Below are 23271 nucleotides of genomic sequence, written 5' to 3' on the forward strand. Positions count from 1 at the left end.
CATAAAAGCGTGCTTACGGTTTCCGGACGCTTAGCGCCGTAATCTAAAATTAATACGAGCAATCAATAATCGGTCAACCAGACGGACTCTGACTCGCCATGCCGGTCAGAGCGCAATGATTGCGTTGCCGTTCGCTTTTCAGCCCAATTTTGCGCGTTCCGGAGGAGAGTTGCTCCCATGAATATCGACAGGATTCTATCCCGTTTCAGGATCCAGACGAAAGTTCTCATCTTCATCCTGCCTTTCGTGGTGTCGATCACCGCGGTCGGCGTGACCGGGCTCTATGCCTCGGGCCTGCTGCAGGGGCGGATGGAGATCTCCAACAGCGTGCTGCAATCACTCTCCGGCTTCCGGGACGTGTCCGGCGCGATGAACAGCTTCCTGGAAAATGCGACCGCTGAAAAGCGCGACGATCTGGCGAACCGGCTGAAGAGCCAGGGCGAGACCCTCTCGGCAACGCTCGCGCAGCTCGACGCTGGTGCCGAAGGGCGCGCCGATCTCGAGAGCGCCTCGACGTCCGTCGATGGCATCATCGCCCGCGTCGGCGAACTCTGGACATTGCATGAGAGCGAAGCGGCTCTCGACAAGAACATCCGCGCCAATCTCAACGTTATCACAGCGTCGCAGATGAAGTTGATGGAAGCCTCGACGCAAATCCAGAAGGGAATGCGCAACGACGAGAGTGCGGCCAAGACACTGCTCCGCGAGGCGGACCGCATCAACACGTCGGCCAAATTCCTGACGGACACATCCAATCTTTTCATGAAGGCGAAGACGCCGGATGAGAAATTTGACGTCGTCAAATCCAACCTCGGGGAACTCAAGAAGCGCCTCAGGATCCTGACCCCGGCCCTGCCGGAGGGCAACAAGGCGGTCGCCAAATCGCTCGCCGCAGCGATCAAGGAGCTCGACACGCTCGTCGCCGCCAATGACAAATCCCTGGACGGTATCGCGAAGATGTCGAGCAAGCTTTCGAGCTTCCGCCAGACATCGGTCTATCTCGGCGTCGCCGCGGCATTGAAGATGAAGAATGCGACGCAGAAATTCTCCGAACTCGACGCGCCGCTGGTCAAGGCCGAAGCCGTACTGTTGGACAGCCGCCGGGTCGTGACGTCAGGCTATTCCATCCAGATCGAACTCGCCCGCTTCCTGGTCGATCCGACGGAAATCAACCGCAAGCGGCTGTTCGGCGAGTTCGAGATCGTCCGCAAGGATATGTTGACGCTCGAAGGCAGCGCCAAGGACCAGGCGTTCTTCGCGCCGCTCAAATCAACGTTCCTGCCGGCGGTCGACGCCATGGACAAGGATTCCATCGCATTGGTGAAAGCCAGCGAGGAACGCCATCAGAAATTCACCGCCGCCGCGGCGGAGATCGACGTCATCTGGAAACAGCTCACATCCTTCGCCGAATTGCAGAAGCAGAGCGCCGGCCAGGAGCGCCAGAGCGCCAACGGAATTTCCATCGGCGCGACCGTCCTCGGCATCGTCATCGCCATCTTCGCCGGCATCGGCCTGGTCATGACCTTCAAGGGTCCGATCGGACAGATCACCTCGTCAATGCGCCGCCTGGCTGAAGGCGCGCTGGACACGACGATCAATGGCGAGGCCCGTATCGATGAAATCGGCGAAATGGCCCGCGCGCTCGGCGTCTTCAAGCAGAACGCCGTCGCCAAGATCGAGATCGAGCAGCAAAGCGAAGCCGAACGCACCGCCGCCGAAGAGGAACGCCGCCGCAACGATGCCGAGAAGCTCGATGTCGACCGGCAGATCGATTTTGCCGTCAATGCGCTGGCCGCCGGTCTCGGCCGCCTGTCGCAGGGTGATATTTCGCAGATGATCGAGACACCGTTCTTCGGCAAGCTCGAGACGCTGCGCAACGACTTCAACGGTTCGCTGGTGCGGCTGCAGGATACGCTGAGCCAGATCCGCAACAATGCGCAGATGATCCAGCACAACTCGAACGAACTGTCGGACTCGGCGGACGAACTGTCCAAGCGCACCGAGCAGCAGGCCGCCTCGCTCGAACAAACCGCGGCCGCCGTCGAGGAGATCACCGTCACGGTCAAGTCCTCGGCCGAGCGTGCAGAGGAAACCAACCAGATCGTGGCGAGCACCAAGCAGTCCGCCGATGCGTCCTCGAAGGTCGTCGGCAATGCGATCCAGGCCATGGCACGCATCGAAGACGCGTCGTCGAAGATCGTCCAGATCATCGACGTGATCGACGAAATCGCCTTCCAGACCAACCTCTTGGCACTCAATGCCGGTATCGAGGCAGCCCGTGCCGGTGAAGCAGGCCGGGGCTTCGCCGTCGTGGCGCAGGAAGTTCGCGAGCTTGCGCAACGCTCGGCGAGTGCGGCCAAGGAAATCAAGGACCTGATCGACAAGTCGACCACCGAGGTCAATTCCGGCTCCCGCCTCGTGCAGGAGACGGGCCAGGTTCTCTCCGAGATCTCCAAGAAGATCCTTACCGTCTCCGAGCAGGTCGATCTGATCGCCATGGCCAGCCGCGACCAGTCGAACGGCCTCGGCGAGGTCAATTCCGCCGTCAACTCGATGGACCACATGACGCAGAAGAACGCGGCCATGGTGGAAGAGACCAATGCCGCGACACGCCAGCTCGCCCAGGAAGCCGATACGTTGATGGCGCTGGTCGATCAGTTCAAGCTGTCACCGGCGGCCGGCAATGCGCAGGAACGGCACCGCCGGGTCGCCTGAACCGGCCCTCGCCTTTACTGACATCAAAGCGGGTCTTTCGAGGCCCGCTTTTTTGTTGTTCAACTGTCACATTTTGAAGCAGGCGGCCCTTCTTTCTGCGTGTTTTTAGTAGCTCGTTAAGAGCAAGATGAGACGCTTCTGCCCTGTATGCGCGCTGGCCGTCACCCGATCGTGGGGAATGGGGATTGGGTCGCGCCGCTTGGGGGCGTTTCAATGATCGACAGGTTCATGTCCAGGGTCCGGATTCAGACGAAGGTGATCGTCCTTCTGCTTCCGTTCGTGATCAGCATCTCGGCCGTCGGCCTCACCGGGCTCTATGCTTCGGGCCTGCTGCAGGGGCGGATCGAGATTTCCAACAGCGTGCTGCAATCGCTCTCCGGCTTCAAGCAGGTGTTTTCCTCGATGAGCGGCTTTCTCATGAAGCCCTCGCCCGAGACCCACGACCAGGCCGCCAAGGACGTCGCGAGCCAGCTTGGCCTGCTGCAACAGACCACGGATGGCCTGCGCACCCAAACCGATGTCGCACTGCTTGAGAAGTCGCTCACCGAATCCGCCACGATCTCCGGCAATATCGAAACACTCTGGAGCCTGCAGAAGGAGCAAGAGCAGACGCTTGCCGATGTCGCCAAGGCATCGGAGGAACTGCTCGCCGTTCAGGGTCAGACCGGAAAGCGCGCCTTCAAGCTTGTCGCCGAGGCCAAGAAGAAGGAAAAGGCCGAGAAGACCGGCCTCAACCGTGGTCTGGAACTCGACCGGACAGCAGTACTGCTCGATGCCATGGTCGTCGACTATTCAAAGGTGCTGACGCCTGAGGACAAGTTCAAGATCTTCGAGAAATACGTGCCGGACCTCGAGAAATCGGTCAGCAAGGTGCTCACCGCCCTGCCCAAGCCGAAAATCCCCTATGGCAAGAAATTCGAAAAGCAGGTCCAGGGTCTCGCCGCGCAGATCAAGGCCAAGGATCTGAGCGAGCCTGCCATGGCAAAGGCCAATGGCACGCTCAACGGCTTCCGCACCTCGGCCACGATGTTCAAGCAGATTTCGGGCGACCTGATGCGCCAGTCGATCCTCAACCTCGCAGATGCCGACAAGGAAATCGGCAAGGCCGACAGCGTCAACAACAAGCTGCGCGCGATCGTCGGCAACAACAACGAAATCCGCGTCGTCTTCGCAGAACTGGTCGCCAAGCCGGATGAGGCCGGCGTCAAGAAGGTGCAGCAGTCGCTCTACATGTACGGCACGGAAATCGGCCGGCTGGCAGGCGTCGCCAAGGACGATCCGTTCTTTGCCGAATTGCCGGGTGTCGCCCAGCCGGTGCTGGACAGGCTGGCCGCGAACGCGACCAAGCTGATGGAGATCAGCGTCCGGAAGGATGCGGAGTTCGGCGCGGCGGCCAGGCAGATCGACGGCACATGGAACCTGCTGGTCCAGTTCGCCGAGACCCAGAAGCAGAATGCCGGCGCCGAGCGCCAGCAGGCCAATACGATCTCGGTCGGCGCGATGGTGCTTGGCATCCTGATCGCGATGGCGGCGGGCGCGGCTCTCGTCATGACGCTGAAGGGTCCGATCGGCCAGATCACCGCCGCCATGCGTCGCCTGGCCGACGGCGCTCTCGACACCTCGATTTCGGGCGAGAAGCGCGCCGACGAAATCGGCGACATGGCGCGTGCGCTGTCCGTCTTCAAGGACAACGCCATCGCCAAGGTCTCGATGGAAGAGGAAGCCGAGCGGAGCCGCAAGGCGACCGATGCCGAGCGCCAGCGCAACGAAATGGAGCGGCTCGAAAGCAGCCATCAGGTGGAAGTCGCGGTCGAGGCGCTTGCCAGCGGCCTGTCGCAACTGGCGCGCGGCGAACTCGACACCGCTATCCATGAGCCCTTCGCGGGCAATCTCGACAGGCTGCGGCAGGACTTCAACAATTCCGTCGCGGGCCTCCGCGATACGATGGCGGGCATCCTCAATTCCTCAGGCCAGATCCAGGACAATGGCCGCCAGATGGCGGAAGCCGCCGACGATCTTTCCAAACGCACCGAACAGCAGGCTGCCGCACTCGAGCAGACCGCCGCTGCGGTAGACGAGATCACCGCCACCGTGCGCAATTCCACGGAGACGACGAGCCGTACCCAGGCCGTGGTATCGACCGCCAAGCAGAAGGCCGATACATCGGCGCATGTGGTGCAGAATGCGATCTCGGCGATGGGCCGGATCAAGGATTCCTCCGACAAGATCGGCCAGATCATCGACGTCATCGACTCGATCGCCTTCCAGACCAACCTGCTGGCACTGAATGCCGGTGTCGAAGCCGCCCGCGCCGGCGAGGCGGGCAAGGGTTTCGCCGTCGTCGCCCAGGAAGTGCGCGAACTGGCGCAGCGTTCGGCCAAGGCTGCGAAGGAGATCGGCGGGCTGATCGAGGCCTCGGCCAACGAGGTCGCGACCGGCGCACGCTATGTCGGAGAGACGGGCGACGCCCTGATCGAGATTTCGCACCAGATCGTCGAGATTTCCAGCCAGGTCGATATGATCGCAAGATCGGCGCGGGAACAGTCCGTGTCGCTGCAGGAAGTCAACGCTTCGGTCAACTCGATGGACCAGATGACCCAGCGCAACGCCGCGATGGTGGAAGAGACCAGCGCCGCGACCCGCCAACTCGCCGAGGAAGCCGATATGCTGATGGAACTCGTCGGCCGCTTCCGGCTGGGCGATGGCGAGGCACAGGCCGGATTTGTCCGCGCCGCCTGACATCAGGCATCATATCCAAGAGGCCCTTCAGCGCTGGAGATCCCGTCTCCAGCGCTGTGCCATCAAAAGTATCGCCAGTGCACTGCACAGCAGGCCAAGGGACACTGGCAGTCCCTGATATCCGATCAATTGCATCGTGAAGCCGGTCGCGGGCGAGCCCACGATGCCGCCGATGCCCCAAGCAAGCGCGAAGGCCGCATTGCCGGCGATCAGGGCCTGGCCGGTGAAACGCTCGCCGAGATGGATCAGTGCCATCGTGTAGATCCCGAACGAGGCTCCGCCCCAGACGAAGATGATCGGCCAGATGAGCCACGAATTGAAGCTCGCCGGCATCAGTAGGCAACCGGCCAGCGCAACCAGGGCGCAAAACAGCATGATCCGCATCGAGCCAGTCTGTTCGGCCATGCGCCCGAGCAAAATCTGGAAAACGGCATTGCCCGCGATAAAACAAGTGATGAGCGAAGCGATGCGCGCCTCGCCGCTGCCAAGTGCTGCGCCATAGACCGCAAACAGGGAAAGCAGGCTCTGCTCGAAGGCGGCGGCGGCGAAAACCGCGAACAACAAGAGCGGCGCCAGTGCGAAGAAGCCGCCGACCGATGTCGCCTCGCCTTCGTCGGGCATATCGGGCAGGCGCGGCACGACCGCCAGTACGATGAGACCACAGAGAAGGAAGGCCACGATGCCGACCATGAACGGCGGCCAACCCTGCGTGCCGACCAGGCCCAGCGACAGCGGGCCGATGGCGAAACCGCCGGAAACAATCGACGCATAGAGGCCCATGATGCGGCCCCGGCGCGGCGCGGGCGTGATCGTGATCAGCCAGGTTTCGCTGATCACGTAGAGCGGATTGGCGAAGAAGCCGAGCAGGAAGCGCAGCGGCATCCAGGCCCAGACGTCCTGCGTCCAGGCAATCGTCATCAGGGTGAGCGCGGCCAGGAACGAACACAGGATCGCCAGCCGCCCCCCGCCGAAGCGCCGCACCAGCGTTGGAATGAAGGGTGCGGATACGATGAAACCCAGCGGCGTCATCGCCGCGGACACGCCGATCAGTCCCGATGTCGTCCCCTGCCGCTCCAGGATGAAGCTGAGCAGCGGATAAGTCAGGCCCTGTGCGAGGGCGAACACCGTGACGGTCGCGATGATGCCCGCCATCGCGGTCCACGGGGTGCGATCTTCTCGCGGCGATGTCGTGCTATCGGCAGTCATGCGGCCCGTGAATCAGTGCTGTAAAAATTCCGGAAATTGCAAGTGCCGGTGAACCACTGAGGCGAGCCGGGACTGGCGATCCGATGTCACTACCGTGTTCGCCATATGCCTGCCAGAAGGGCTTGGCGATCTCCGCTTCGGCCTGCCGTTTTGTAAGACCCGTATCGTCGATTAAATGAGGATTGTCCCTTAACATTTGCTCGAGTTCCCAGCGAAAAAGCGCCCGCTCGCGCCAGGCCGCAATCGTGCGTCGCAGGGCCGCCAGACTGTAATGCCGACGCGACATTTCCGCCAGCCCAAGGATGGGACCATCATTCATGGCAGCCTCCATACGATTTGAGAGTCCATGACCCTCGACCTGAAAGAGGCTACATTCTGCCGGATACGATCAGCGTCGTACTTAAGCCCTCCCAAATAGTTCGCAAAAAGTTCCAAAGCCGCTATAGCTGCATTCCATGCAGGACACGCGCATTGCCTTTGGTCCGTTCGTGCTTGATCCGGGAGCTGAAACGCTTCTTCGGAACAATGTTCCCGTTGCTGCCGGCTCGCGCGGTGTAAAGCTCCTCACCGCGCTCGTCGGGCGGCCCGGCCAAATCGTCGGCAAGGCCGAACTGATGGATGCGGCATGGCCGGGTTTGAATGTCGAGGAAGGCAACCTCACCGTCCAGATCGCGCAACTCCGCAAACTGCTCGGTCCGGCTCCCGAAGGCGGCGAATGGATCGCCACGATTCCGCGCGTCGGCTACCGGTTCACGGGGACAATCGGACAGCCTGGCGGTGCGAAGCGTGAGCCTTTGGCACTACCCAGCAAGCCATCGATAGCGGTGCTGCCCTTTGTCAACCTCAGCAACGATCCCGAACAGGATTCCTTCGCGGACGGGATGACCGAGGACCTGATCACCGATCTTTCCAGGACATCCGGCCTGTTCGTCATCGCGCGCAACTCGGCCTTTGCCTACAAGGGAAAGTCGATGGACGTGCGCGAGATCGCCGAAGTCCTCGGCGTACGCTACCTGCTGGAGGGAAGTGCCAGGCGCGCCGCCGGGCGCGTACGCATCAACGCCCAGCTGGTCGATGCTTTGAACGGCGAGCATCTCTGGGCGGAGCGCTTCGATCGCGGCCTGGAGGACATCTTTGCCGTTCAGGACGAGGTCACCGCCAAGATCGTGGAAGCGCTGCTCGGCCGGCTGCGCGTAACCCCGCCGCGCAATCGCCCCAGGAGCCTGGAGGCTTATGATCTCTGCGTACGGGCACGCAGGTTGATGGACGATTCACCGCAAACCGGACGCGAGGCACATCTGATGCTCACGCGCGCGATTTCGCTCGATCCCGATTACGCAGAGGCTTATCGCTGGCTTGCCATGAACCACTGGATGGGATGGGTGCATTGGGGGCAGCCTATGGAACCCCACCGCGGCCTTGCATTGGAGCTGGCGCGCAAAGCCGTCGGGATCGACCCCAACGACGCCGGCTGCCATTGGGTCCTGGCAAACCTGCTTGCCTATGAACGCAAGTTCGCCGAGGCGGACGCGGAATTCGCCATAGCCATCGAGCTCGACCCCAATGAGGCCGATACCTGGGCAACGCTCTCCGACATCGCGTGTCTGGGCGGGCGCGTCGAGGAAGGCCTCGATCACGTCCGCAAGGCGTTTCGGCTGAATCCATTTCCGCCCAGCTGGTATTATCTGGTGCTGGGTGCTGCGCAATACGCCGCCCGCGACTACGAAGCCGCCGTCGAGACCCTGAAGAGGGAGGAGACCTATCGTACGAGTTCGCGCCGCTTCCTGGCGGCAAGCCTTGCGCAGCTCGGCCGGCTCGACGAGGCACGCACGGAGGTCCAGCTGTTCCTCATCGCAAACCCGCATTTTTCGACCCAGTATTGGGTCGACACGGAGCCCTTCGGTGACGACGCCGTACGGGATCATGTCGTCGAGGGCTTCCTCAAGGCCGGCCTCCCGGCGTGAGGCACTTTAGGGCCTTCAGCGCGACCTATTCCTCGAAGCGACCCTTGGCGTCACGATTGCGGTCGTATTGCCTCATGTGCGGAAACGGCGGCAGCCAGGATTCGCGGCGCACCGTCCAAAGCTCGTAAGTCGGCGTCAGTTGATCGGGCGCATCCATGGACCCCAGGTTCACTTCGATCTCGTCATCGTCGCGTGCGAAAACGGGCGAGCCGCAGCGGGGGCAGAAAAATCGCCCAAGGTAGTCGTTTGTTTCGCCCTCGATCGCCACCGCCTCCTGCGGGAAGATGGCGGACGCGTGGAACAGGGCGCCATGATGCTTGCGGCAATCGAGGCAGTGACAAATCCCGACCCGGTATGGGCGCCCCGACGCCACGAATCGGACATTGCCGCATCGGCAACCACCGGTGAACCGGTCCATGCTGCGTCTCCTCCAGGATCAAACGCCCGATTGGTTACACCCAACGTTCCTCTGCCCGCAAGCTATTAACCGCATTTCAGGTCATACTTAACTATATTTGCGAATTGTTAAGTATGATCGTTTACATTTTGTTGACCATAAGAAGCACCCGCCAGTGCTCATGCCTTTTCATGAAATGTCCCAGTTGCCTTAGCCAATCCCCGGGGTCAGAGCGATGTTCTTCGACAGGTTTCTTTCGCGATTCAAGATTCAGACCAAAGTCTTTCTTTTCGTCATTCCCTTTGTTCTCTCCATGCTCGCCGTCGGGCTGACCGGACTCTATGCCTCCGGCCTTCTCGTCGGCCGCATGGAGATTTCCAACACGGTGATGACCTCGCTGCGCGGCTTCAAGGACGTCTATGCGAGCATGAACCGGTTCCTCTCGAACGTGTCCGACGAGACCTACCAGGACGCCAAGCACCGGGCGGCCGAGCAGCTCGCCGCGCTTGAGGCGACGGCCGCGAGCCTTGATACGGAAGCCGGCGTCGACCAGCTCCGACAGGCCGTGGAGGAGGCGAAAGGCATTTCGGCCAACATCGAGAGCATGTGGCAGCTTCACGAAGCCGAAGTGAAGTCGCTCGCCGAGGTCAATTCCATTCTCGACGAAATGGTGAAGATGCAGGAAGAGACGCAGCGCAAGATCACTGCGCTGGCCAATGCCGGCAGCCGCAAGGCCAACAAGAACAAGTCCAGCCTGCAGAAGGCCTACGCGCTCGATCTCGCGGCCGACATGGTCAACAGGATGTCGTTCGACTTCCAGAAGGAATCCGAACCCGCCAGGAAGCTCGAAGCGCTGAAGAAATACGCGGTCGAGCTCGATACCACGATGAAGACTGTCAAGGTGCTGCTGCCGAAGGACAAGGCCTCGGCGGGCAGCGCCTTCGAGGCCAGCGCACGGCCGCTGCTCGACGCGATGATGAAGAACGATGGCGGCGCATCGGCGCTGGAAAGTGCCAGCGGGCAGTTCTTCAAGCTGCGGGCTTCGGCATCGCTGTTCAAGGAAATCTCGGGGATGATGACCCGCGAGGCGATCAAGACGATCAAGGCGACCGACGCCGAGATCTCCAAGGCCGAGGCGATTGCCGGGCGCATGCGCTACGTCAACCAGAACCACGCCACGATCCGCATCCTGGCATCCAAGCTGATCTATGCACCGTCGGCAGAGACGCTGGAAGGCGTCAAGCAGTCGGTCTACATGTATGAAATCGAGATAGAACGCGTCGCCAAGGGCACCAAGGAAGATCCCTATTTCACCGCGCTGCCCGAGAAGACCGCGGCGATGAATGCGAGCCTGATGAGTGCCGGCACCCAGATCGTCAAGAATTCCGCCGACCGCAATGCGAAATTCGCCGACGCAGCGGCGCGCATCGACCGAACCTGGCAATTGCTCTCCGACTTCGCCGCCCTGCAGAAGGAAAATGCGGGCCACGAGCGCAAGGAAGCCAACACGATCTCGATCGGTGCGACGGCTCTCGGCATCCTGATCGCGCTGCTGGCCGGCATCGGCATGGTCTTCACCTTCAAGCGGCCGATCGGCCAGATTACCGCCACGATGCGGCGGCTGGCGGACGGCATGCTCGACACGGGCATTTCGGGCGATCGCCGCTCCGACGAGATCGGCGACATGGCCCGGGCGCTGACCGTGTTCAAGGAAAACGCGCTCGCCAAGGTCTCGATGGAGGAACAGGCGGACGACGAGCGCCAGGCCGCCGAGACGGAAAGGCTGCGCAATGAGCGCGAACGGCAGGAGATCAACCGGCAGGTCGAATTCGCGGTGGAAGCGCTGGCGATGGCGCTCTCGGAACTGGCGCATGGCAGGCTCGATACATCCATCGACACGCCGTTCTCGGGCAATCTCGACAAGCTCCGGCACGACTTCAATACCTCGGTCGTCGGGCTTCGCGACACGCTTGCCGAGATCCTCAGCTCGTCGAGCATGATCCAGGACAACGGCCGCCAGATGCATGAAGCAGCCAACGACCTGTCCAAGCGCACCGAGCAGCAGGCGGCGGCACTCGAGGAAGCAGCCGCGTCGATCGAAGAAATCACCGCGACGGTGAAGACCTCGACGGAGCGCACCGGCGAGGCGCAGAAGATCGTGTTCTATGCCAAGCAGAAGGCCGACAATTCCTCGGAGATCGTGCAGAACGCCATCTCGGCGATGATGCGGATCAAGGACGCTTCCAACAAGATCGGCCAGATCATCGGCGTCATCGACTCGATCGCCTTCCAGACCAACCTCCTCGCGCTGAATGCCGGTGTCGAGGCCGCCCGCGCCGGAGAGACCGGCAAGGGGTTCGCGGTCGTGGCACACGAAGTGCGGGAACTGGCGCAGCGCTCGGCCAAGGCGGCCAAGGAGATCGGCAGCCTGATCGTCAACGCGACCGACGAAGTGGCGACAGGCGCCCGCTTCGTCGAGGAGACCGGCAGCGCGCTGATCGAGATCTCGAACCAGATCGTCGATCTCTCGGGCCATGTCGATCTGATCGCGACCTCGGCCCGCGAACAGTCTGTGTCGCTGGAAGAGGTCAACGCATCGGTCAACGCCATGGACCAGATGACCCAGCGCAACGCGGCGATGGTCGAGGAAACCAACGCCGCGACGCGACGCCTCGCCGAAGAGGCCGATGTGCTGATGGAACTGGTGGGCCGCTTCCATCTGGATGCCGACGGAAACCGGCGCGAAGCAGCCTAATCCTTTTTCAAGTCCTCTTACAGCGGCCCGGGTCTCCCGGGCCGTTCTATTTCTGCCTGCGCGGCTTGCCGCTCAGCGCCCTTTCGGGCTAGACACTTCGGGCATTGAAACAACCTCCGAGTCCGCATGATGGCATGGCAGAGCCCGATCTCCCCCGGCATTTCCTGGTATGAAGCGTCGATCGACGACCGACCGGAATATCCGCCACTCGATGGATCGGTGAATGCCAGCGTCGCTATCATCGGTGGTGGTTTCACCGGTCTCCAGGCGGCCTACAATCTGGCAAAATCCGGCGTCGATGTTGTGCTGGTCGATGCCAACCGCTTCGGCGATGGCGCATCCGGCCGCAATGGCGGGCAGCTCGGCACCGGCCAGCGCTGGTGGCCCGAGGAATATGAGGACGAGTTTGGCCTGCCGCTGTCCAAGGCGCTGTTCGACATGGCCGAAACTGCCAAGCATCACCTGCTGGATTTCGCCACCGAGCACGAGATCGATATCGAATACATGCAGGGCCACATGCTCGTCGGCCACAAGGCGCGTTACGAGAAAGCATTCCGCGCCAATCCCGAAATCGCCGCCGAGCGCTACAACTATCCGCATCTCCACTTCATGGAAAAGGAAGAGACCGCGACCAGGCTTGGTTCGGCGCGTTTCCATTTCGGCGTTTACGACAAGAATACCGGTCATATTCATCCGATGAAGCTGATGGTCGGCCTGGCGCGCGTCGCGCAGGCCGCGGGCGCCAAGATCCATGAAATGACGCGGGCGACCAAGATCAGCAAGCAGGGCGGCAAGGTCGTCATCGAGACGCCGCGTGGGACGATTACCGCAGACAAGGCGCTGGTCGCCACGGATGCCTATACGGACGGGCTGGAACCGGTGACCGAGGCGCATGTGATGCCGATCGGTTCGTTCATTGGCGCGACGCCGCCGCTCGACAATTTCCCGCCGATTCTTCCAGGCAAGGAATCCGTCGCCGACAGCCGCTTCGTCGTTCGCTATTTCCGCAAGACCAAGGACAATCGCCTGCTGTTCGGCGGGCGAGAGGCCTATACGTCGGAGAAGCCGCGCGACATCACCGATCACATCCGCCGGCAGGTGGCTGAGATCTATCCGGCGCTCAAGGATATCGAATTCACCCATGGCTGGGGCGGCTATGTCGGCATCACCCTGCCCCGCCAGCCATTCGTGCGCGAGATCATGCCGGGTGTGACCTCGATCGGCGGCTATTCCGGCCACGGCGTGATGCTGGCGAACTATTGCGGCAAGCTCTATGCCGACCTGCTGACCGGCGCCAACAGGACCGATCTCGAACTCTTTCGTGGTCTCAAGGTGCCCGCCTTCCCCGGCGGCACCGCACTGCGCGCGCCGCTGCTGTTCCTGGCGCTCAGCTGGTATGCCATGATGGACAAGATCTGAGCAGCAACCTTAGCTCTCCGGCCCGAGATACTCGCGGACCAGCGTTCGCGCCCTGTGCAGCCGCGCCTTGGCGGCTTGTTCGGTGATCGAAAGCCGCGCGGCGATCTCGCCGATCGTCAGTTCCTCGATATCCCGCAGGATAATGATCGCGCGATAATGCTCCGGCAGCGATATCAAGGCTGCGTCGATATCGAGCCGAAGCTCGTGGTCGGGACGACTGATATCGGGCTCGGCTTCCGCGCCCGTTGACGACCCCGCAAAGCGCGCCGCCAATCTGACCTGCCGCAGGCATTCGCGCTTGACGACCGCAAAAAGCCACGACAGCAGCGCGGCGGCCACGCGTAGCGTGCCCACCTGCCGGTACAGGACGATCATCGCGTCCTGGACCGCGTCATCGATGTCCTGGCTCTTGCAGGTCTGGCGGGCGTAGCGGCGAATATCGGGCTGGCAGATGACCAGAAGCTCGGAGATCGCCCTCTGGTCCCCTGCCTGTGCCGCCACTACGAGATCCGCCGGCGGGCGCGCCTTGGCTGCTGTCATCCGGTATCTCCGCTTTCACGACCACTGACCTTCAATTTCCGGCCGCGCAGTGCGCAGGCCGGGCAGAAGCCTACGAGACCCGTCGCCATGGTCATCACCCCGGCCGCTGCGATCATGTAACCGGTCAACTGGCCCGGCAGCAGCAGCAAACCAGACAGGAGCATCACCGCGCCGCCGACAAGTCGCGCAACCTGCTCCCGTTCGCCCACATTCTTACGATAAAACATATCCGTTCTCCACGCTTCCGTCAGCCGTGATTGGCTGGCGTGGTCTAAGAGAAGGTGACGCGGCATTTGGATTCGCCGCACTGCAAAAAATCTTCCGCGGGGCCTTTGTGAATGACTGGCAGCGCCGAAAATACATGCCTATAACACATGCCAGTGTTATCCACTCCGTGGGCTCGATGAAAAAGCACGGAGATTTTTGCGTCGGGCCACTGGTCTTTTTAAATCGATTAGATTAAACCGCCCACGGGGGCAATAGAGAGAGTGTCATGAGCAGTCAGTTCATTCCAGTCGAACCATTTGACTATGTCGTCTTCGGCGGCACCGGCGATCTTGCCGAGCGGAAACTCCTGCCGGCCCTTTATCATCGTTTCGTCGCCGGCCAGTTCACCCAGCCGTCTCGCATCATCGGTGCGTCGCGCTCCGAAATGACCGACGAACAGTATCGCAAATTCGCCACCGAGGCGCTGGGCACGTTTCTCAAGCCCGGCGAAGCGTCGGCCGAGGAAGTCGAGAAATTCTGCGCGCTGCTTTACTACGTGTCCGTCGATGCCTCATCGGACAAGGGCTGGGACAAGCTGCATGACATTCTCGACGACGGCAAGGAGCGCGTGCGCGCCTTCTACCTCGCCGTCGGCCCGCAGATTTTCGGCCCGATCAGCCAGAAGATCCGCGACCACAAGCTAATCACCAAGAACACCCGCATCGTGGTGGAAAAGCCGATCGGCCGTGACCTCGCCTCGGCGCTCGATCTCAACGACACGATCGGCAAGGCCTTCCGCGAAGAGCAGATTTTTCGCATCGACCACTATCTCGGCAAGGAGACGGTGCAGAACCTGATGGCGCTGCGCTTCGCCAACGCGCTCTACGAGCCGCTGTGGAATTCCTCCCATATCGACCATGTGCAGATCACGGTCGCGGAAGCCGTCGGCCTCGAGGGCCGCGCCGGCTACTACGACAAGGCCGGCGCACTGCGCGACATGGTGCAGAACCACATCCTCCAGCTCCTCTGCCTTGTGGCCATGGAAGCCCCCTCCTCGATGGGTGCGGAAGCCGTGCGCGACGAGAAGCTCAAGGTGCTGCGGTCGCTGAAGCCGATCAATGCCTCGAATGTCGAAAAGATGACGGTGCGCGGCCAGTACCGCGCCGGCGCGTCCGATCAGGGTGCCGTGAAGGGCTATCTCGACGAACTCGAAGGCGGGGTTTCCAACACGGAAACCTATGTCGGCATCAAGGCCGAGATCGCCAATTGGCGCTGGTCAGGTGTGCCCTTCTATATCCGCACCGGCAAGCGGCTCGCCAAGCGCGTTTCGGAAATCGTCATCACTTTCAAGCCGATCCCGCATTCGATCTTCGACAGCACGGCCGGCCGCATCAACGAGAACCAGTTGATCCTGCGCCTGCAGCCGGACGAAGGCGTCAAGCAATCACTGATGATCAAGGATCCCGGCCCCGGCGGCATGCGACTGCGCGAAGTGTCGCTCGACATGATGTTCGCCCAGACTTTCGACGCCCGCAATCCGGACGCCTACGAGCGGCTGCTGCTTGACGTCATCCGCCAGAACGCGACGCTCTTCATGCGCCGCGACGAGGTCGAAGCGGCATGGCGCTGGATCGACCCGATCCTCAAGGGTTGGGAAGAAACCAACCAGCAGGTCCAGGGTTATACGTCAGGCACCTGGGGGCCGAGCCAGTCGATCGCGCTGATCGAGCGCGACGGCCGGACCTGGCACGAATAGCATCACGCAAGGGCGAGACAGGCAGATGGCACACCACTTCAATACCTTCGCCAACGGCGCCGATCTCGCTGAAGCCCTTGCCACGCGGGTGGCGACGCAACTCGCCGAGGGCGTTGCGGCGCGCGGCGAAGCGTCCATCGCCGTTTCGGGTGGCTCGACGCCCAAGGCCTTGTTCAAGGCACTGTCGGTCAAGGATATAGCCTGGTCGAAAGTGGTGATCACGCTGGTCGATGAGCGCTTCGTGCCGCCGGAAAACGACCGGTCCAACCACGCGCTGGTTTCATCCCTGCTGTTGCAGGACAAGGCAGCGTCCGCGAAGTTCGTGCCGCTTTATCATGCGGTCGCAGATGCCGAAGACGCGGCCTTCCTCACATCGGGTGACGTCAGGCGCATATCCCAGCCATTCGACGTGGTGATCCTCGGCATGGGTGGCGACGGCCATACGGCCTCGTTCTTTCCCGGCGGCAACAACCTCGAACGCGCGCTGAGCATGCGAGGCCCACGCGGCGTAATCACTATGGAGGCCTCAGGTGCCGGCGAAACGCGCCTGACCTTCACCTTCTCGGCGCTTCAGGACGCGCGCCTGCTCGTGCTGCATATCGAAGGCGAAGCGAAGAAGCCGGTGATCGAGACTGCGCTGGCGCAGGGCGCGGCAGGCCCGCTGCCTATCGCCCGGGTGATCGCCAATGCGAGCGCCGATACCGAGATTTACTGGGCGCCCTGAGCCCGGACCCGCGGAGTGCTCCCAACGCTCCGCCTACTGTCGAAAGGAACTGTCATGGCAGCCGATGCACGGATTGCAGCCATTACCGCCCGCATTGTCGAGCGCTCGAAACCCGCGCGCGAGGCCTATCTCGGGCGCCTGAAGGCAGCAGCCAGTCGTGGCGCGCATCGCGGCGTGCTTTCCTGCGGCAACCTCGCCCACGGCTTTGCGGTCTGTTCCCCCGCCGAGAAGGAGATGCTCGCGGCCGACCGCGCGCCCAATCTCGGCATCATCACCGCCTATAATGACATGCTCTCGGCCCACCAGCCCTATGAGACCTATCCCGCCCTCATCCGCGAAGCAGCGCGCGAGGCAGGCGGCGTAGCACAGGTGGCGGGCGGCGTGCCTGCGATGTGCGATGGCGTGACCCAGGGCCAGCCGGGCATGGAACTCTCGCTCTTCTCCCGCGACGTGATCGCCATGGCGGCCGGCATCGGCCTGTCGCACAATATGTTTGACGCAGCCGTCTATCTCGGCGTCTGCGACAAGATCGTGCCGGGCCTTGCAATTGCCGCCCTGACATTCGGGCACCTGCCGGCGGTCTTCATTCCGGCTGGTCCGATGACCACGGGCCTGCCGAACGACGAGAAGTCGCGTGTCCGCCAGCTCTATGCCGAGGGGAAGGCCGGGCGTGCCGAACTGCTGGAGGCTGAGTCCAAGTCCTATCACGGCCCCGGCACCTGCACCTTCTACGGCACGGCCAATTCCAACCAGATGCTGATGGAGATCATGGGCTTCCACATGCCCGGCTCGTCCTTCATCAATCCCGGCACGCCGCTGCGCGATGCGCTGACAAGGGAAGCAACCAAGCGCGCGCTGGCGATCACCGCGCTGGGCAACGAATTCACACCGGCCGGCGAGATGATCGACGAACGCTCGATCGTCAACGGCGTCATCGGTCTGCACACGACCGGCGGCTCGACGAACCACACGCTGCATCTGGTGGCGATCGCGCGCGCCGCCGGCATTCACCTGACCTGGCAGGATATTTCCGACCTGTCGGACGTGATCCCGCTTCTCGCCCGCGTTTATCCCAACGGTCTCGCCGACGTGAACCATTTTAACTCGGCCGGCGGCGTCGGCTTCCTGATCCGCGAACTGCTCAAGCAGGGTCTGCTGCACGACGACGTGCGCACCGTGTTCGGCCATGGGCTCGAGGCCTATACGGTCGAGGCCCGGCTCGGCGAGAATGGCGGCGTGATCCGCATGCCGGTTCCCGAAGTCAGCCCCGACCCGAAGGTTGTTGCGACGATCGATGCGCCTTTCCAGAAAACCGGCGGGCTGAAAATGCTGAAGGGCAATCTCGGCACCGGGGTGATCAAGATCTCGGCCGTCAAGGCGGAACGCCACGTCATCGAGGCGCCTGCAAAGGTATTCCACACCCAGCAGGCGCTCAACGATGCCTTCAAGGCCGGCGAACTGACAGGCGATTTCGTCGCCGTCGTGCGCTTCCAGGGCCCCAAGGCCAATGGCATGCCGGAACTGCACAAGCTGACGACGGTGCTCGGCATCCTGCAGGATCGCGGCCAGCGTGTGGCATTGCTCACCGACGGCCGCATGTCGGGCGCCTCAGGCAAGGTGCCGGCGGCGATCCATGTGACGCCTGAGGCCAAGGACGGGGGCCCGATCGCCAAGATTCGCGAAGGCGACATCATCCGCCTCGACGCCGTCAACGGGACGCTCGACGTTCTGGCCAAGGACGACTACGAGGCTCGGACGCCGATCACGATCGACCTCAGCGACAACGATTATGGCATGGGCCGCGAACTGTTCTCGATCTTCCGCCAGATGGCGGGGCCAGCGGACCATGGTGCGGGCGTGCTGGCGTAAATGCTGCGGCTCGCGACGGCCGAGGATATCGCAACGATCATGGCGATCGAGCGCAGCCCCGGCTACGACCAACTGGTCGGCCGGTCATGAGAATCGACCTCGCGCTGATGTCGATCTTGAGGCCGGAATGGGCTGCGAAAGACAGAGACTAACCTAGCAAATCCGGAATTGAATTCCATAATTGCAAGGCAAATTCACGATCTGATATCTCCATCCTTGATTTTTTCCCGATTTTACGTATGTTACGTAAAACTCGAGAGGTGTTTCAATGGTCTCAGTTCCAGCATCCGAATTGCAGAAAAATTTCGGGGAATGGCATGACCGTGCCTATGAGGGCCCTGTCGAAATCACCCGTTATGGACGAACCACCGCTTATCTGGTGTCGGCCAAGACGTTCGAAGAGATGCGGGCAAACTACCGAAAATCGGTGCCGATCGAGGCTTTATCGCAGGAAGAAATCAACTTGATCGCTGCATCGAGGGTCGAAGCCGAAAAGCCCTATACGCTCGATGACATTCCGGATGTCGAACCTTGAGGTCAGATCCCCTGCCGGTAGCCTGAGATGAAAATTCCCGCCGAACCGCCGGTCGAGCCCTGCCGGTGCCGCCCAAATTGAAGCGATGGCTCGGCCTGGATGTCCTGCCGCCCTGGATTTATACGGACCAGATCAATATCTTCGTGTGGCCTGGTCCAGATTTGCAGCCTGCGGACAGGCTTTCAAACCGGCCGGACGCTCGCGATAGCTGCGTTATCGGAGCGCTTCCGGACGACTGGTTCAAGTTGGTGCTGGACCATGTAGCCGAAAGCTACAGGCTTAAGCTCGTGACGCCAATCAAACGTAACGAATAGAATCAGAAGCTCGGCGCCGTCTTGCCCGCCTTGCGGTACGCCGCGATCACCGTATTGGCCATCAGCATCGCAATCGTCATCGGACCGACGCCGCCCGGCACCGGGGTGATCGCACCCGCCACGGGCTCGCAGGCGGCATAATCGCAATCACCGACGAGCTTGGTCTTGCCTTCGCCCCTCTCAGGCGCCGGTACGCGGTTGATGCCGACGTCGATCACGGTCGCGCCGGGCTTGACCCAATCGGCCTTGACCATTTCGGGGCGGCCGACGGCGGCGACGAGGATGTCGGCCTTGGCGCAGATGCCGGGCAAGTCCTTCGAACGGGAATGGGCCATGGTGACGGTCGCATTCTTCGACAGGAGCAATTGCCCCATCGGCTTGCCGAACAGGTTGGAACGGCCGATGACGACGGCGTTGAGGCCGGAGAGGTCGTCGCCACGGATGGTCCGGACCAGGATCAGCGAACCGGCCGGCGTGCAGGAGATGAGGCCGGTTTCGCTGTCACCGGTGGCAAGCTTGCCGGCATTGACGACGTGGAGGCCATCGACATCCTTTTCCGGCAGGATCAACTGGATGACGGCTTCGGAATTGAGATGCTTCGGCAGCGGCAATTGGACGAGGATGCCATGGATCGACGGGTCGGCATTGAGCCCGGCAACGAGCGTCATCAACGCTTCCTGTGTGGTATTTTCCGGCAGCGAATATTGGGCGGACTTGAAGCCGCATTCCTTGGCCATCTTCGACTTGGAGCCGACATAGGCCTGGCTCGCCGGATCGGCGCCGACGAGGACCACGGCAAGGCCCGGCTTGATGCCATCGGATGCCTCAAGCGCTAGCGTCGAGGACTTGATCTGGTCGATCACGGACGCAGCGACGTCCTTGCCGTTGATGATGGTTGCCAAGTGGATCTCCTCACCCAATCGATTTAAGTCGCGGCGATCCTAGCGTCCGGATGCAGGGTGCAACCGTCATATCGCGTCGCCGAGCGGCGCTCTTTCACTATTGGGAATGACAGGTAAATTCAATAGCGCGAGCGGCGTCGTGGCGGCAGAAGATCGTCCAAACGGTCCTGGAGGTCCGCGACCGTTTCGCGCAGTTCGTGGATTTCGTCGTCGTCGCGATAGGACCGGCGCGAGGAGCGGGAGGCTTCCCGGCGGGCCGGTTCGCGCGTCGCATGAATGCGGATCTCGCCCGCGGAAACGGCGAGGTCATCCGCTACCGAACGGAAGGCCGAGACGGTCTCGCGCAGCACGGCAGCGAGCGCGTCGATCTCGCTCACAGATGGCGCGGCCGACACCGGCTCGCGGTGTTGTACCACTGGGGCTGGTCGCGGGTGGTCGATGAAGCGCTTGGCGGCCTGGCCGATCAGGTAGACCGCCTCGCTGAATTTGAGGAAGTCCGCATCGCGTGCGCGCACATCGTCGGCTGTCGCCGCCTGCATCGGCGGCGGCTCGATGACGGCGCGTGGGGTGCGAACGCGCTCTTCGGTCGGACGGTCACTGGAGGCAAATTGTTGCGCCCGCTCCATCTGCCCCTTGCGCTTCAGGATCGCTTCGATCTGCGCCGAGAGAGTGAGGTCGGGCTGTTCCGGCATTGCCGGCTGCTGTTCCCGCATTGCGGGCCGCTGCTCGCGAAGCTTTGCTGCCATTTCCCTCAGACGTGCCTCCATGGTGTCGACGAGCCGATCGTCGGGAATCGCGCTGTCGGGCTCCGCTTGGACAGCGTCTAGCAGATAATCGAGGAGCGGACGGCTGTTCATGGCAATGACCGGCTGGTTGCTGAAAGCTTGGCCGGATACGCAGCCCATACACATGAATTGAGGGCAAGAGCGAACTCAGCCACAGCCAAAACATACTCATCCGATGGCTAACAAAGGGTTAATTTTTGCTGCCGAGGGCTGCGTTTGGTATCAATTCTCCGGCAGTTCGCGCCGTTCCCGGTACGCCACCCAGAATGCCTGCATGCGCTCGATTGCGGAGAAAATAATCGTCCGCAATGCGAAGACCGGGCCACCGACGAAATAGCGCTTCCACAGGCGGCGCGGCTCCTGACGGAACCGATGCAGCCATTCGACGCGCAGCGAACGCGCAGACTCAGGGGCGCGCGTGAATTCGCCTGCCATGAAATCGAAAAGGGCGCCGACGCTGATCACCAGGCGGGCATGTTCGGGGCGGATATAGCGGTCGATCCACTTTTCCTGTTTCGGCGTGCCCATGGCGACCAGCAGGATATCGACCTTGTGCCGGGCGATCTCGTCGGAGACGGACCACGAATCCTCGTCCTTGAAGAAACCGTCCTGGATGGCGACGAATTCGTGCCAGGGCGCGTGCTTGGCAAAATTCTCACGTGCACGCTCCAGCACGTCAGGGCGGGCGCCGACGAGACCGACGCGCTTCGGCGTGGTGATATAGGTCATCAGCGCGGGTACGAAATCCGTGCCGTTGAGATTGGCGGGGAACATCTTTCCATGCATGGCGAACGAGGCGAGATCGACGCCGATGCCGTCGGGCAGCACGAGGTGACGTGATAGCGCATCGCGGTACTCGCGGTCATGGGCCATCAGGTTGGCGTTGTGGGCGTTGAGGAACGATATCGTTGTCTGTCCGACCGGCACGTCGGCAAGCGTGCTCACGAACGTGAACGCCTCCGACCAGTCCAGATCACAGACCGGCAATCCGAAGATCAGCCGCTGCGAGCTGAGCACAGCCATGTTCGAAATGATATTCATTCCCGTCTCCCGCCATGTGCCTGGGTTTACCCAGCAGATGCCCAGGGCTCAGCAAGCTTCGTGCCGCGATTGGCGGAATCGACCCTCATGCGTAACCGGCGTCATGCATAACGAGATACCAGCGACGCTTGAAATGCCGCTTAAAGGAACCATTCAAAAGCATTTTCAATAGCTTACGACTTGTTAACCATCGACCGAAATTGAGAATGTTTTCAAGGGTTTCCGAGGCTTGCGAGGAAGAGAGATCCAGTTGTTCGGAGTAAGAATCCTTGACCGAAATGCGGCGGAACAAGCGCGAACCGTCATTTCGGGACAGGAAATATGTGCCGGAACTGGAATTGCGTTAAGAAATTCTGTCGATAAACGCGACAAACGACGATCGGCCAGCCTCGCGGCCAGCCGATTAGCAAGAATTCGTTAACGATTATCGGCGCGCTCAGTGCGCGTTGCCGCCGTCGCTCTTGGCCGGCGTGACGTCGTCGGGCGCCTTCTCGGAGACCATGCGCTCGCCGCTCTTGATCGTCGATCCCGGCTTCGACATGCTGGACAGGATTTCTTCCTTGGTCAGGTAGTCGATCTGCTCGACGATCACGTCGAGCACCACTTCCGAGCCCAGCTTCTTGTTGAGCGCTTCCTTGACGCGGGCCTTGAAGACCTTGAGATCGAAGTTGCGGTTGTCGCTGACCCGGATTACCTTGTCGCCGACGAGTTCGGTATACATTTCGTCGGTCAGAAGTTCGGGAATCGGAAGGGTGATATCGGCAAGCTTGGTCTTGTCGGTGATGAAGGACGTCCGGGTCAGGAAATAGCCTTCCACCCTGCCCTGTGCGATCACCGGAAAGGTCACGACCTCGCCCTTGACGAGTTCCTGCACCGCCCTCTTCCTGGCCTCTTCCTCAGCCGGATCGGGCGCCTTCGACATCTGGATCGAGAAATAGACCGATCCGAGCGTGACGATCGCGACCCAGACGCCTGATATGATCAGCTTGAGCATTTGGGCCTAGATCTCGCCGTAACGGAACTGTTCCTGGGTGTAGGTACCGTCGCCCTCGTTTTCCTGCACCGCGCTGCGCAGGATATCGGCCACCGTCCGCATCGCGTTCATATGGGCTTCGAGCCTGCGGGCATTGACCTGCAGCTTCTTCTTCATGACCTTCATATGGTCGGCAAAGCCCTTCGGGTATTCGCCGGGTATGGTGTCGCGGCAAAGCACGGTCAGTTCATAGAGGCAGCGGCTCTTGTGGACGTTCGACGCCTTGATGTCGAACTTCATGTCGGTGCCGATCCGCTCGTTCTCGTTGTCGATGATCATTTCGAGCCGGCCGAGTACCGTCCGCAACCGGATGTCCTTGAAAGGCTCTTCAACTGCCGCCATCGCCATCCTCATAGTGTCGTCCCCGCCA

18 protein-coding genes and 1 pseudogene are annotated in these 23271 nt (G+C 61.6%); 9 read left to right on the plus strand and 10 right to left on the minus strand.

Annotated elements, in window-relative coordinates; all coding sequences use genetic code 11:
- The first annotated feature begins 177 nt into the window (after window positions 1–177).
- Together ACSQ26_RS16775 and ACSQ26_RS16780 are read left to right on the plus strand one after the other, a co-directional pair.
- Entirely contained in the window at window positions 178–2715 is a 2538-nt protein-coding gene (locus tag ACSQ26_RS16775; protein WP_436010750.1) for a methyl-accepting chemotaxis protein, read from the plus strand.
- Between the two features lie 213 nt (window positions 2716–2928).
- Entirely contained in the window at window positions 2929–5454 is a 2526-nt protein-coding gene (locus ACSQ26_RS16780) for a methyl-accepting chemotaxis protein (RefSeq protein ID WP_436010752.1), read from the plus strand.
- Between the two features lie 27 nt (window positions 5455–5481).
- On the opposite strand, the gene ACSQ26_RS16785 is transcribed toward ACSQ26_RS16780, so the two are convergent.
- Together ACSQ26_RS16785 and ACSQ26_RS16790 are read right to left on the minus strand one after the other, a co-directional pair.
- Complete coding sequence (locus ACSQ26_RS16785) at window positions 5482–6660, minus strand: MFS transporter (protein ID WP_436010754.1); 1179 nt, start codon at window positions 6658–6660, stop codon at window positions 5482–5484.
- Between the two features lie 109 nt (window positions 6661–6769).
- Window positions 6770–6979, minus strand: a pseudogene (locus ACSQ26_RS16790) (DUF1127 domain-containing protein); the annotation flags it as partial.
- 136 nt (window positions 6980–7115) lie between these two features.
- Between ACSQ26_RS16790 and ACSQ26_RS16795 the strand changes: the two are divergent.
- Window positions 7116–8624 carry a winged helix-turn-helix domain-containing tetratricopeptide repeat protein gene (locus ACSQ26_RS16795; protein WP_436010756.1) on the plus strand — a complete coding sequence of 503 codons (1509 nt, stop codon included), beginning with the start codon at window positions 7116–7118 and terminating at the stop codon, window positions 8622–8624.
- Between the two features lie 25 nt (window positions 8625–8649).
- On the opposite strand, the gene ACSQ26_RS16800 is transcribed toward ACSQ26_RS16795, so the two are convergent.
- Window positions 8650–9042 (minus strand): GFA family protein, encoded by a 393-nt coding sequence (locus ACSQ26_RS16800; RefSeq protein WP_436010758.1) that lies wholly within the window; start codon window positions 9040–9042, stop codon window positions 8650–8652.
- 214 nt (window positions 9043–9256) lie between these two features.
- On the opposite strand from ACSQ26_RS16800, the gene ACSQ26_RS16805 reads away from it, so the two are divergent.
- Together ACSQ26_RS16805 and ACSQ26_RS16810 are read left to right on the plus strand one after the other, a co-directional pair.
- Window positions 9257–11776: a methyl-accepting chemotaxis protein gene (locus ACSQ26_RS16805; protein WP_436010760.1), complete on the plus strand. Its 2520-nt coding sequence runs from the start codon at window positions 9257–9259 to the stop codon at window positions 11774–11776.
- A gap of 129 nt (window positions 11777–11905) precedes the next feature.
- Window positions 11906–13195: an NAD(P)/FAD-dependent oxidoreductase gene (locus ACSQ26_RS16810; protein ID WP_436015310.1), complete on the plus strand. Its 1290-nt coding sequence runs from the start codon at window positions 11906–11908 to the stop codon at window positions 13193–13195.
- Between the two features lie 9 nt (window positions 13196–13204).
- Here ACSQ26_RS16810 and ACSQ26_RS16815 read toward each other — a convergent pair whose 3' ends face one another.
- Window positions 13205–13735 carry an RNA polymerase sigma factor gene (locus ACSQ26_RS16815; protein WP_436010762.1) on the minus strand — a complete coding sequence of 177 codons (531 nt, stop codon included), beginning with the start codon at window positions 13733–13735 and terminating at the stop codon, window positions 13205–13207.
- The gene (locus ACSQ26_RS16820) at window positions 13732–13962 is read right to left on the minus strand and encodes a YgaP family membrane protein (protein ID WP_436010764.1); all 231 of its coding nucleotides are present in this window, start codon (window positions 13960–13962) and stop codon (window positions 13732–13734) included. Before ACSQ26_RS16820 ends, ACSQ26_RS16815 begins: the two co-directional genes overlap by 4 nt.
- A 266-nt stretch (window positions 13963–14228) precedes the next feature.
- On the opposite strand from ACSQ26_RS16820, the gene zwf reads away from it, so the two are divergent.
- From zwf to ACSQ26_RS16840, 4 genes are all read left to right on the plus strand, one after another.
- On the plus strand, window positions 14229–15698 hold the full coding sequence (gene zwf / locus ACSQ26_RS16825) for a glucose-6-phosphate dehydrogenase (RefSeq protein WP_436010765.1): 1470 nt from the start codon (window positions 14229–14231) through the stop codon (window positions 15696–15698).
- A gap of 25 nt (window positions 15699–15723) precedes the next feature.
- Window positions 15724–16422, plus strand: coding sequence for a 6-phosphogluconolactonase (gene pgl / locus ACSQ26_RS16830; protein ID WP_436010767.1), 699 nt, complete (start codon window positions 15724–15726; stop codon window positions 16420–16422).
- A gap of 54 nt (window positions 16423–16476) precedes the next feature.
- Window positions 16477–18291 (plus strand): phosphogluconate dehydratase, encoded by a 1815-nt coding sequence (gene edd / locus ACSQ26_RS16835; protein WP_436010769.1) that lies wholly within the window; start codon window positions 16477–16479, stop codon window positions 18289–18291.
- 268 nt (window positions 18292–18559) lie between these two features.
- On the plus strand, window positions 18560–18826 hold the full coding sequence (locus ACSQ26_RS16840; RefSeq protein ID WP_436010771.1) for a type II toxin-antitoxin system prevent-host-death family antitoxin: 267 nt from the start codon (window positions 18560–18562) through the stop codon (window positions 18824–18826).
- Window positions 18827–19142: 316 nt separating this feature from the next.
- On the opposite strand, the gene ACSQ26_RS16845 is transcribed toward ACSQ26_RS16840, so the two are convergent.
- The 5 genes from ACSQ26_RS16845 to ACSQ26_RS16865 form a co-directional block, all read right to left on the minus strand.
- A complete protein-coding gene (locus tag ACSQ26_RS16845; RefSeq protein WP_436010773.1) occupies window positions 19143–20042 on the minus strand; it encodes a bifunctional methylenetetrahydrofolate dehydrogenase/methenyltetrahydrofolate cyclohydrolase in 900 nt (299 codons plus the stop codon).
- Window positions 20043–20161: 119 nt separating this feature from the next.
- On the minus strand, window positions 20162–20899 hold the full coding sequence (locus ACSQ26_RS16850) for a hypothetical protein (RefSeq protein ID WP_436010775.1): 738 nt from the start codon (window positions 20897–20899) through the stop codon (window positions 20162–20164).
- A gap of 150 nt (window positions 20900–21049) precedes the next feature.
- Window positions 21050–21868 carry a WecB/TagA/CpsF family glycosyltransferase gene (locus ACSQ26_RS16855; protein WP_436010777.1) on the minus strand — a complete coding sequence of 273 codons (819 nt, stop codon included), beginning with the start codon at window positions 21866–21868 and terminating at the stop codon, window positions 21050–21052.
- A gap of 436 nt (window positions 21869–22304) precedes the next feature.
- Window positions 22305–22862 carry a hypothetical protein gene (locus ACSQ26_RS16860; protein WP_436010779.1) on the minus strand — a complete coding sequence of 186 codons (558 nt, stop codon included), beginning with the start codon at window positions 22860–22862 and terminating at the stop codon, window positions 22305–22307.
- A 6-nt stretch (window positions 22863–22868) separates the two neighbouring features.
- Window positions 22869–23243, minus strand: a complete 375-nt coding sequence (locus ACSQ26_RS16865) for a hypothetical protein (protein ID WP_436010781.1) — start codon at window positions 23241–23243, stop codon at window positions 22869–22871.
- Window positions 23244–23271: the final 28 nt, after the last annotated feature.

The organism is Rhizobium sp. LjRoot254, from assembly GCF_964254105.1.
Taxonomy (GTDB): domain Bacteria; phylum Pseudomonadota; class Alphaproteobacteria; order Rhizobiales; family Rhizobiaceae; genus Rhizobium_E.

What these genes read in the sequence shown, in the direction of transcription:
- ACSQ26_RS16775 (WP_436010750.1), top strand. Translation starts at nt 178, where the DNA reads ATGAATATCGACAGGATTCTATCCCGTTTCAGGATCCAGACGAAAGTT.
- ACSQ26_RS16780 (WP_436010752.1), top strand. Translation starts at nt 2,929, where the DNA reads ATGATCGACAGGTTCATGTCCAGGGTCCGGATTCAGACGAAGGTGATC.
- ACSQ26_RS16785 (WP_436010754.1), bottom strand. Translation starts at nt 6,660, where the DNA reads ATGACTGCCGATAGCACGACATCGCCGCGAGAAGATCGCACCCCGTGG.
- ACSQ26_RS16795 (WP_436010756.1), top strand. Translation starts at nt 7,116, where the DNA reads ATGCAGGACACGCGCATTGCCTTTGGTCCGTTCGTGCTTGATCCGGGA.
- ACSQ26_RS16800 (WP_436010758.1), bottom strand. Translation starts at nt 9,042, where the DNA reads ATGGACCGGTTCACCGGTGGTTGCCGATGCGGCAATGTCCGATTCGTG.
- ACSQ26_RS16805 (WP_436010760.1), top strand. Translation starts at nt 9,257, where the DNA reads ATGTTCTTCGACAGGTTTCTTTCGCGATTCAAGATTCAGACCAAAGTC.
- ACSQ26_RS16810 (WP_436015310.1), top strand. Translation starts at nt 11,906, where the DNA reads ATGGCATGGCAGAGCCCGATCTCCCCCGGCATTTCCTGGTATGAAGCG.
- ACSQ26_RS16815 (WP_436010762.1), bottom strand. Translation starts at nt 13,735, where the DNA reads ATGACAGCAGCCAAGGCGCGCCCGCCGGCGGATCTCGTAGTGGCGGCA.
- ACSQ26_RS16820 (WP_436010764.1), bottom strand. Translation starts at nt 13,962, where the DNA reads ATGTTTTATCGTAAGAATGTGGGCGAACGGGAGCAGGTTGCGCGACTT.
- zwf (WP_436010765.1), top strand. Translation starts at nt 14,229, where the DNA reads ATGAGCAGTCAGTTCATTCCAGTCGAACCATTTGACTATGTCGTCTTC.
- pgl (WP_436010767.1), top strand. Translation starts at nt 15,724, where the DNA reads ATGGCACACCACTTCAATACCTTCGCCAACGGCGCCGATCTCGCTGAA.
- edd (WP_436010769.1), top strand. Translation starts at nt 16,477, where the DNA reads ATGGCAGCCGATGCACGGATTGCAGCCATTACCGCCCGCATTGTCGAG.
- ACSQ26_RS16840 (WP_436010771.1), top strand. Translation starts at nt 18,560, where the DNA reads ATGGTCTCAGTTCCAGCATCCGAATTGCAGAAAAATTTCGGGGAATGG.
- ACSQ26_RS16850 (WP_436010775.1), bottom strand. Translation starts at nt 20,899, where the DNA reads ATGAACAGCCGTCCGCTCCTCGATTATCTGCTAGACGCTGTCCAAGCG.
- ACSQ26_RS16855 (WP_436010777.1), bottom strand. Translation starts at nt 21,868, where the DNA reads ATGAATATCATTTCGAACATGGCTGTGCTCAGCTCGCAGCGGCTGATC.
- ACSQ26_RS16860 (WP_436010779.1), bottom strand. Translation starts at nt 22,862, where the DNA reads ATGCTCAAGCTGATCATATCAGGCGTCTGGGTCGCGATCGTCACGCTC.
- ACSQ26_RS16865 (WP_436010781.1), bottom strand. Translation starts at nt 23,243, where the DNA reads ATGGCGGCAGTTGAAGAGCCTTTCAAGGACATCCGGTTGCGGACGGTA.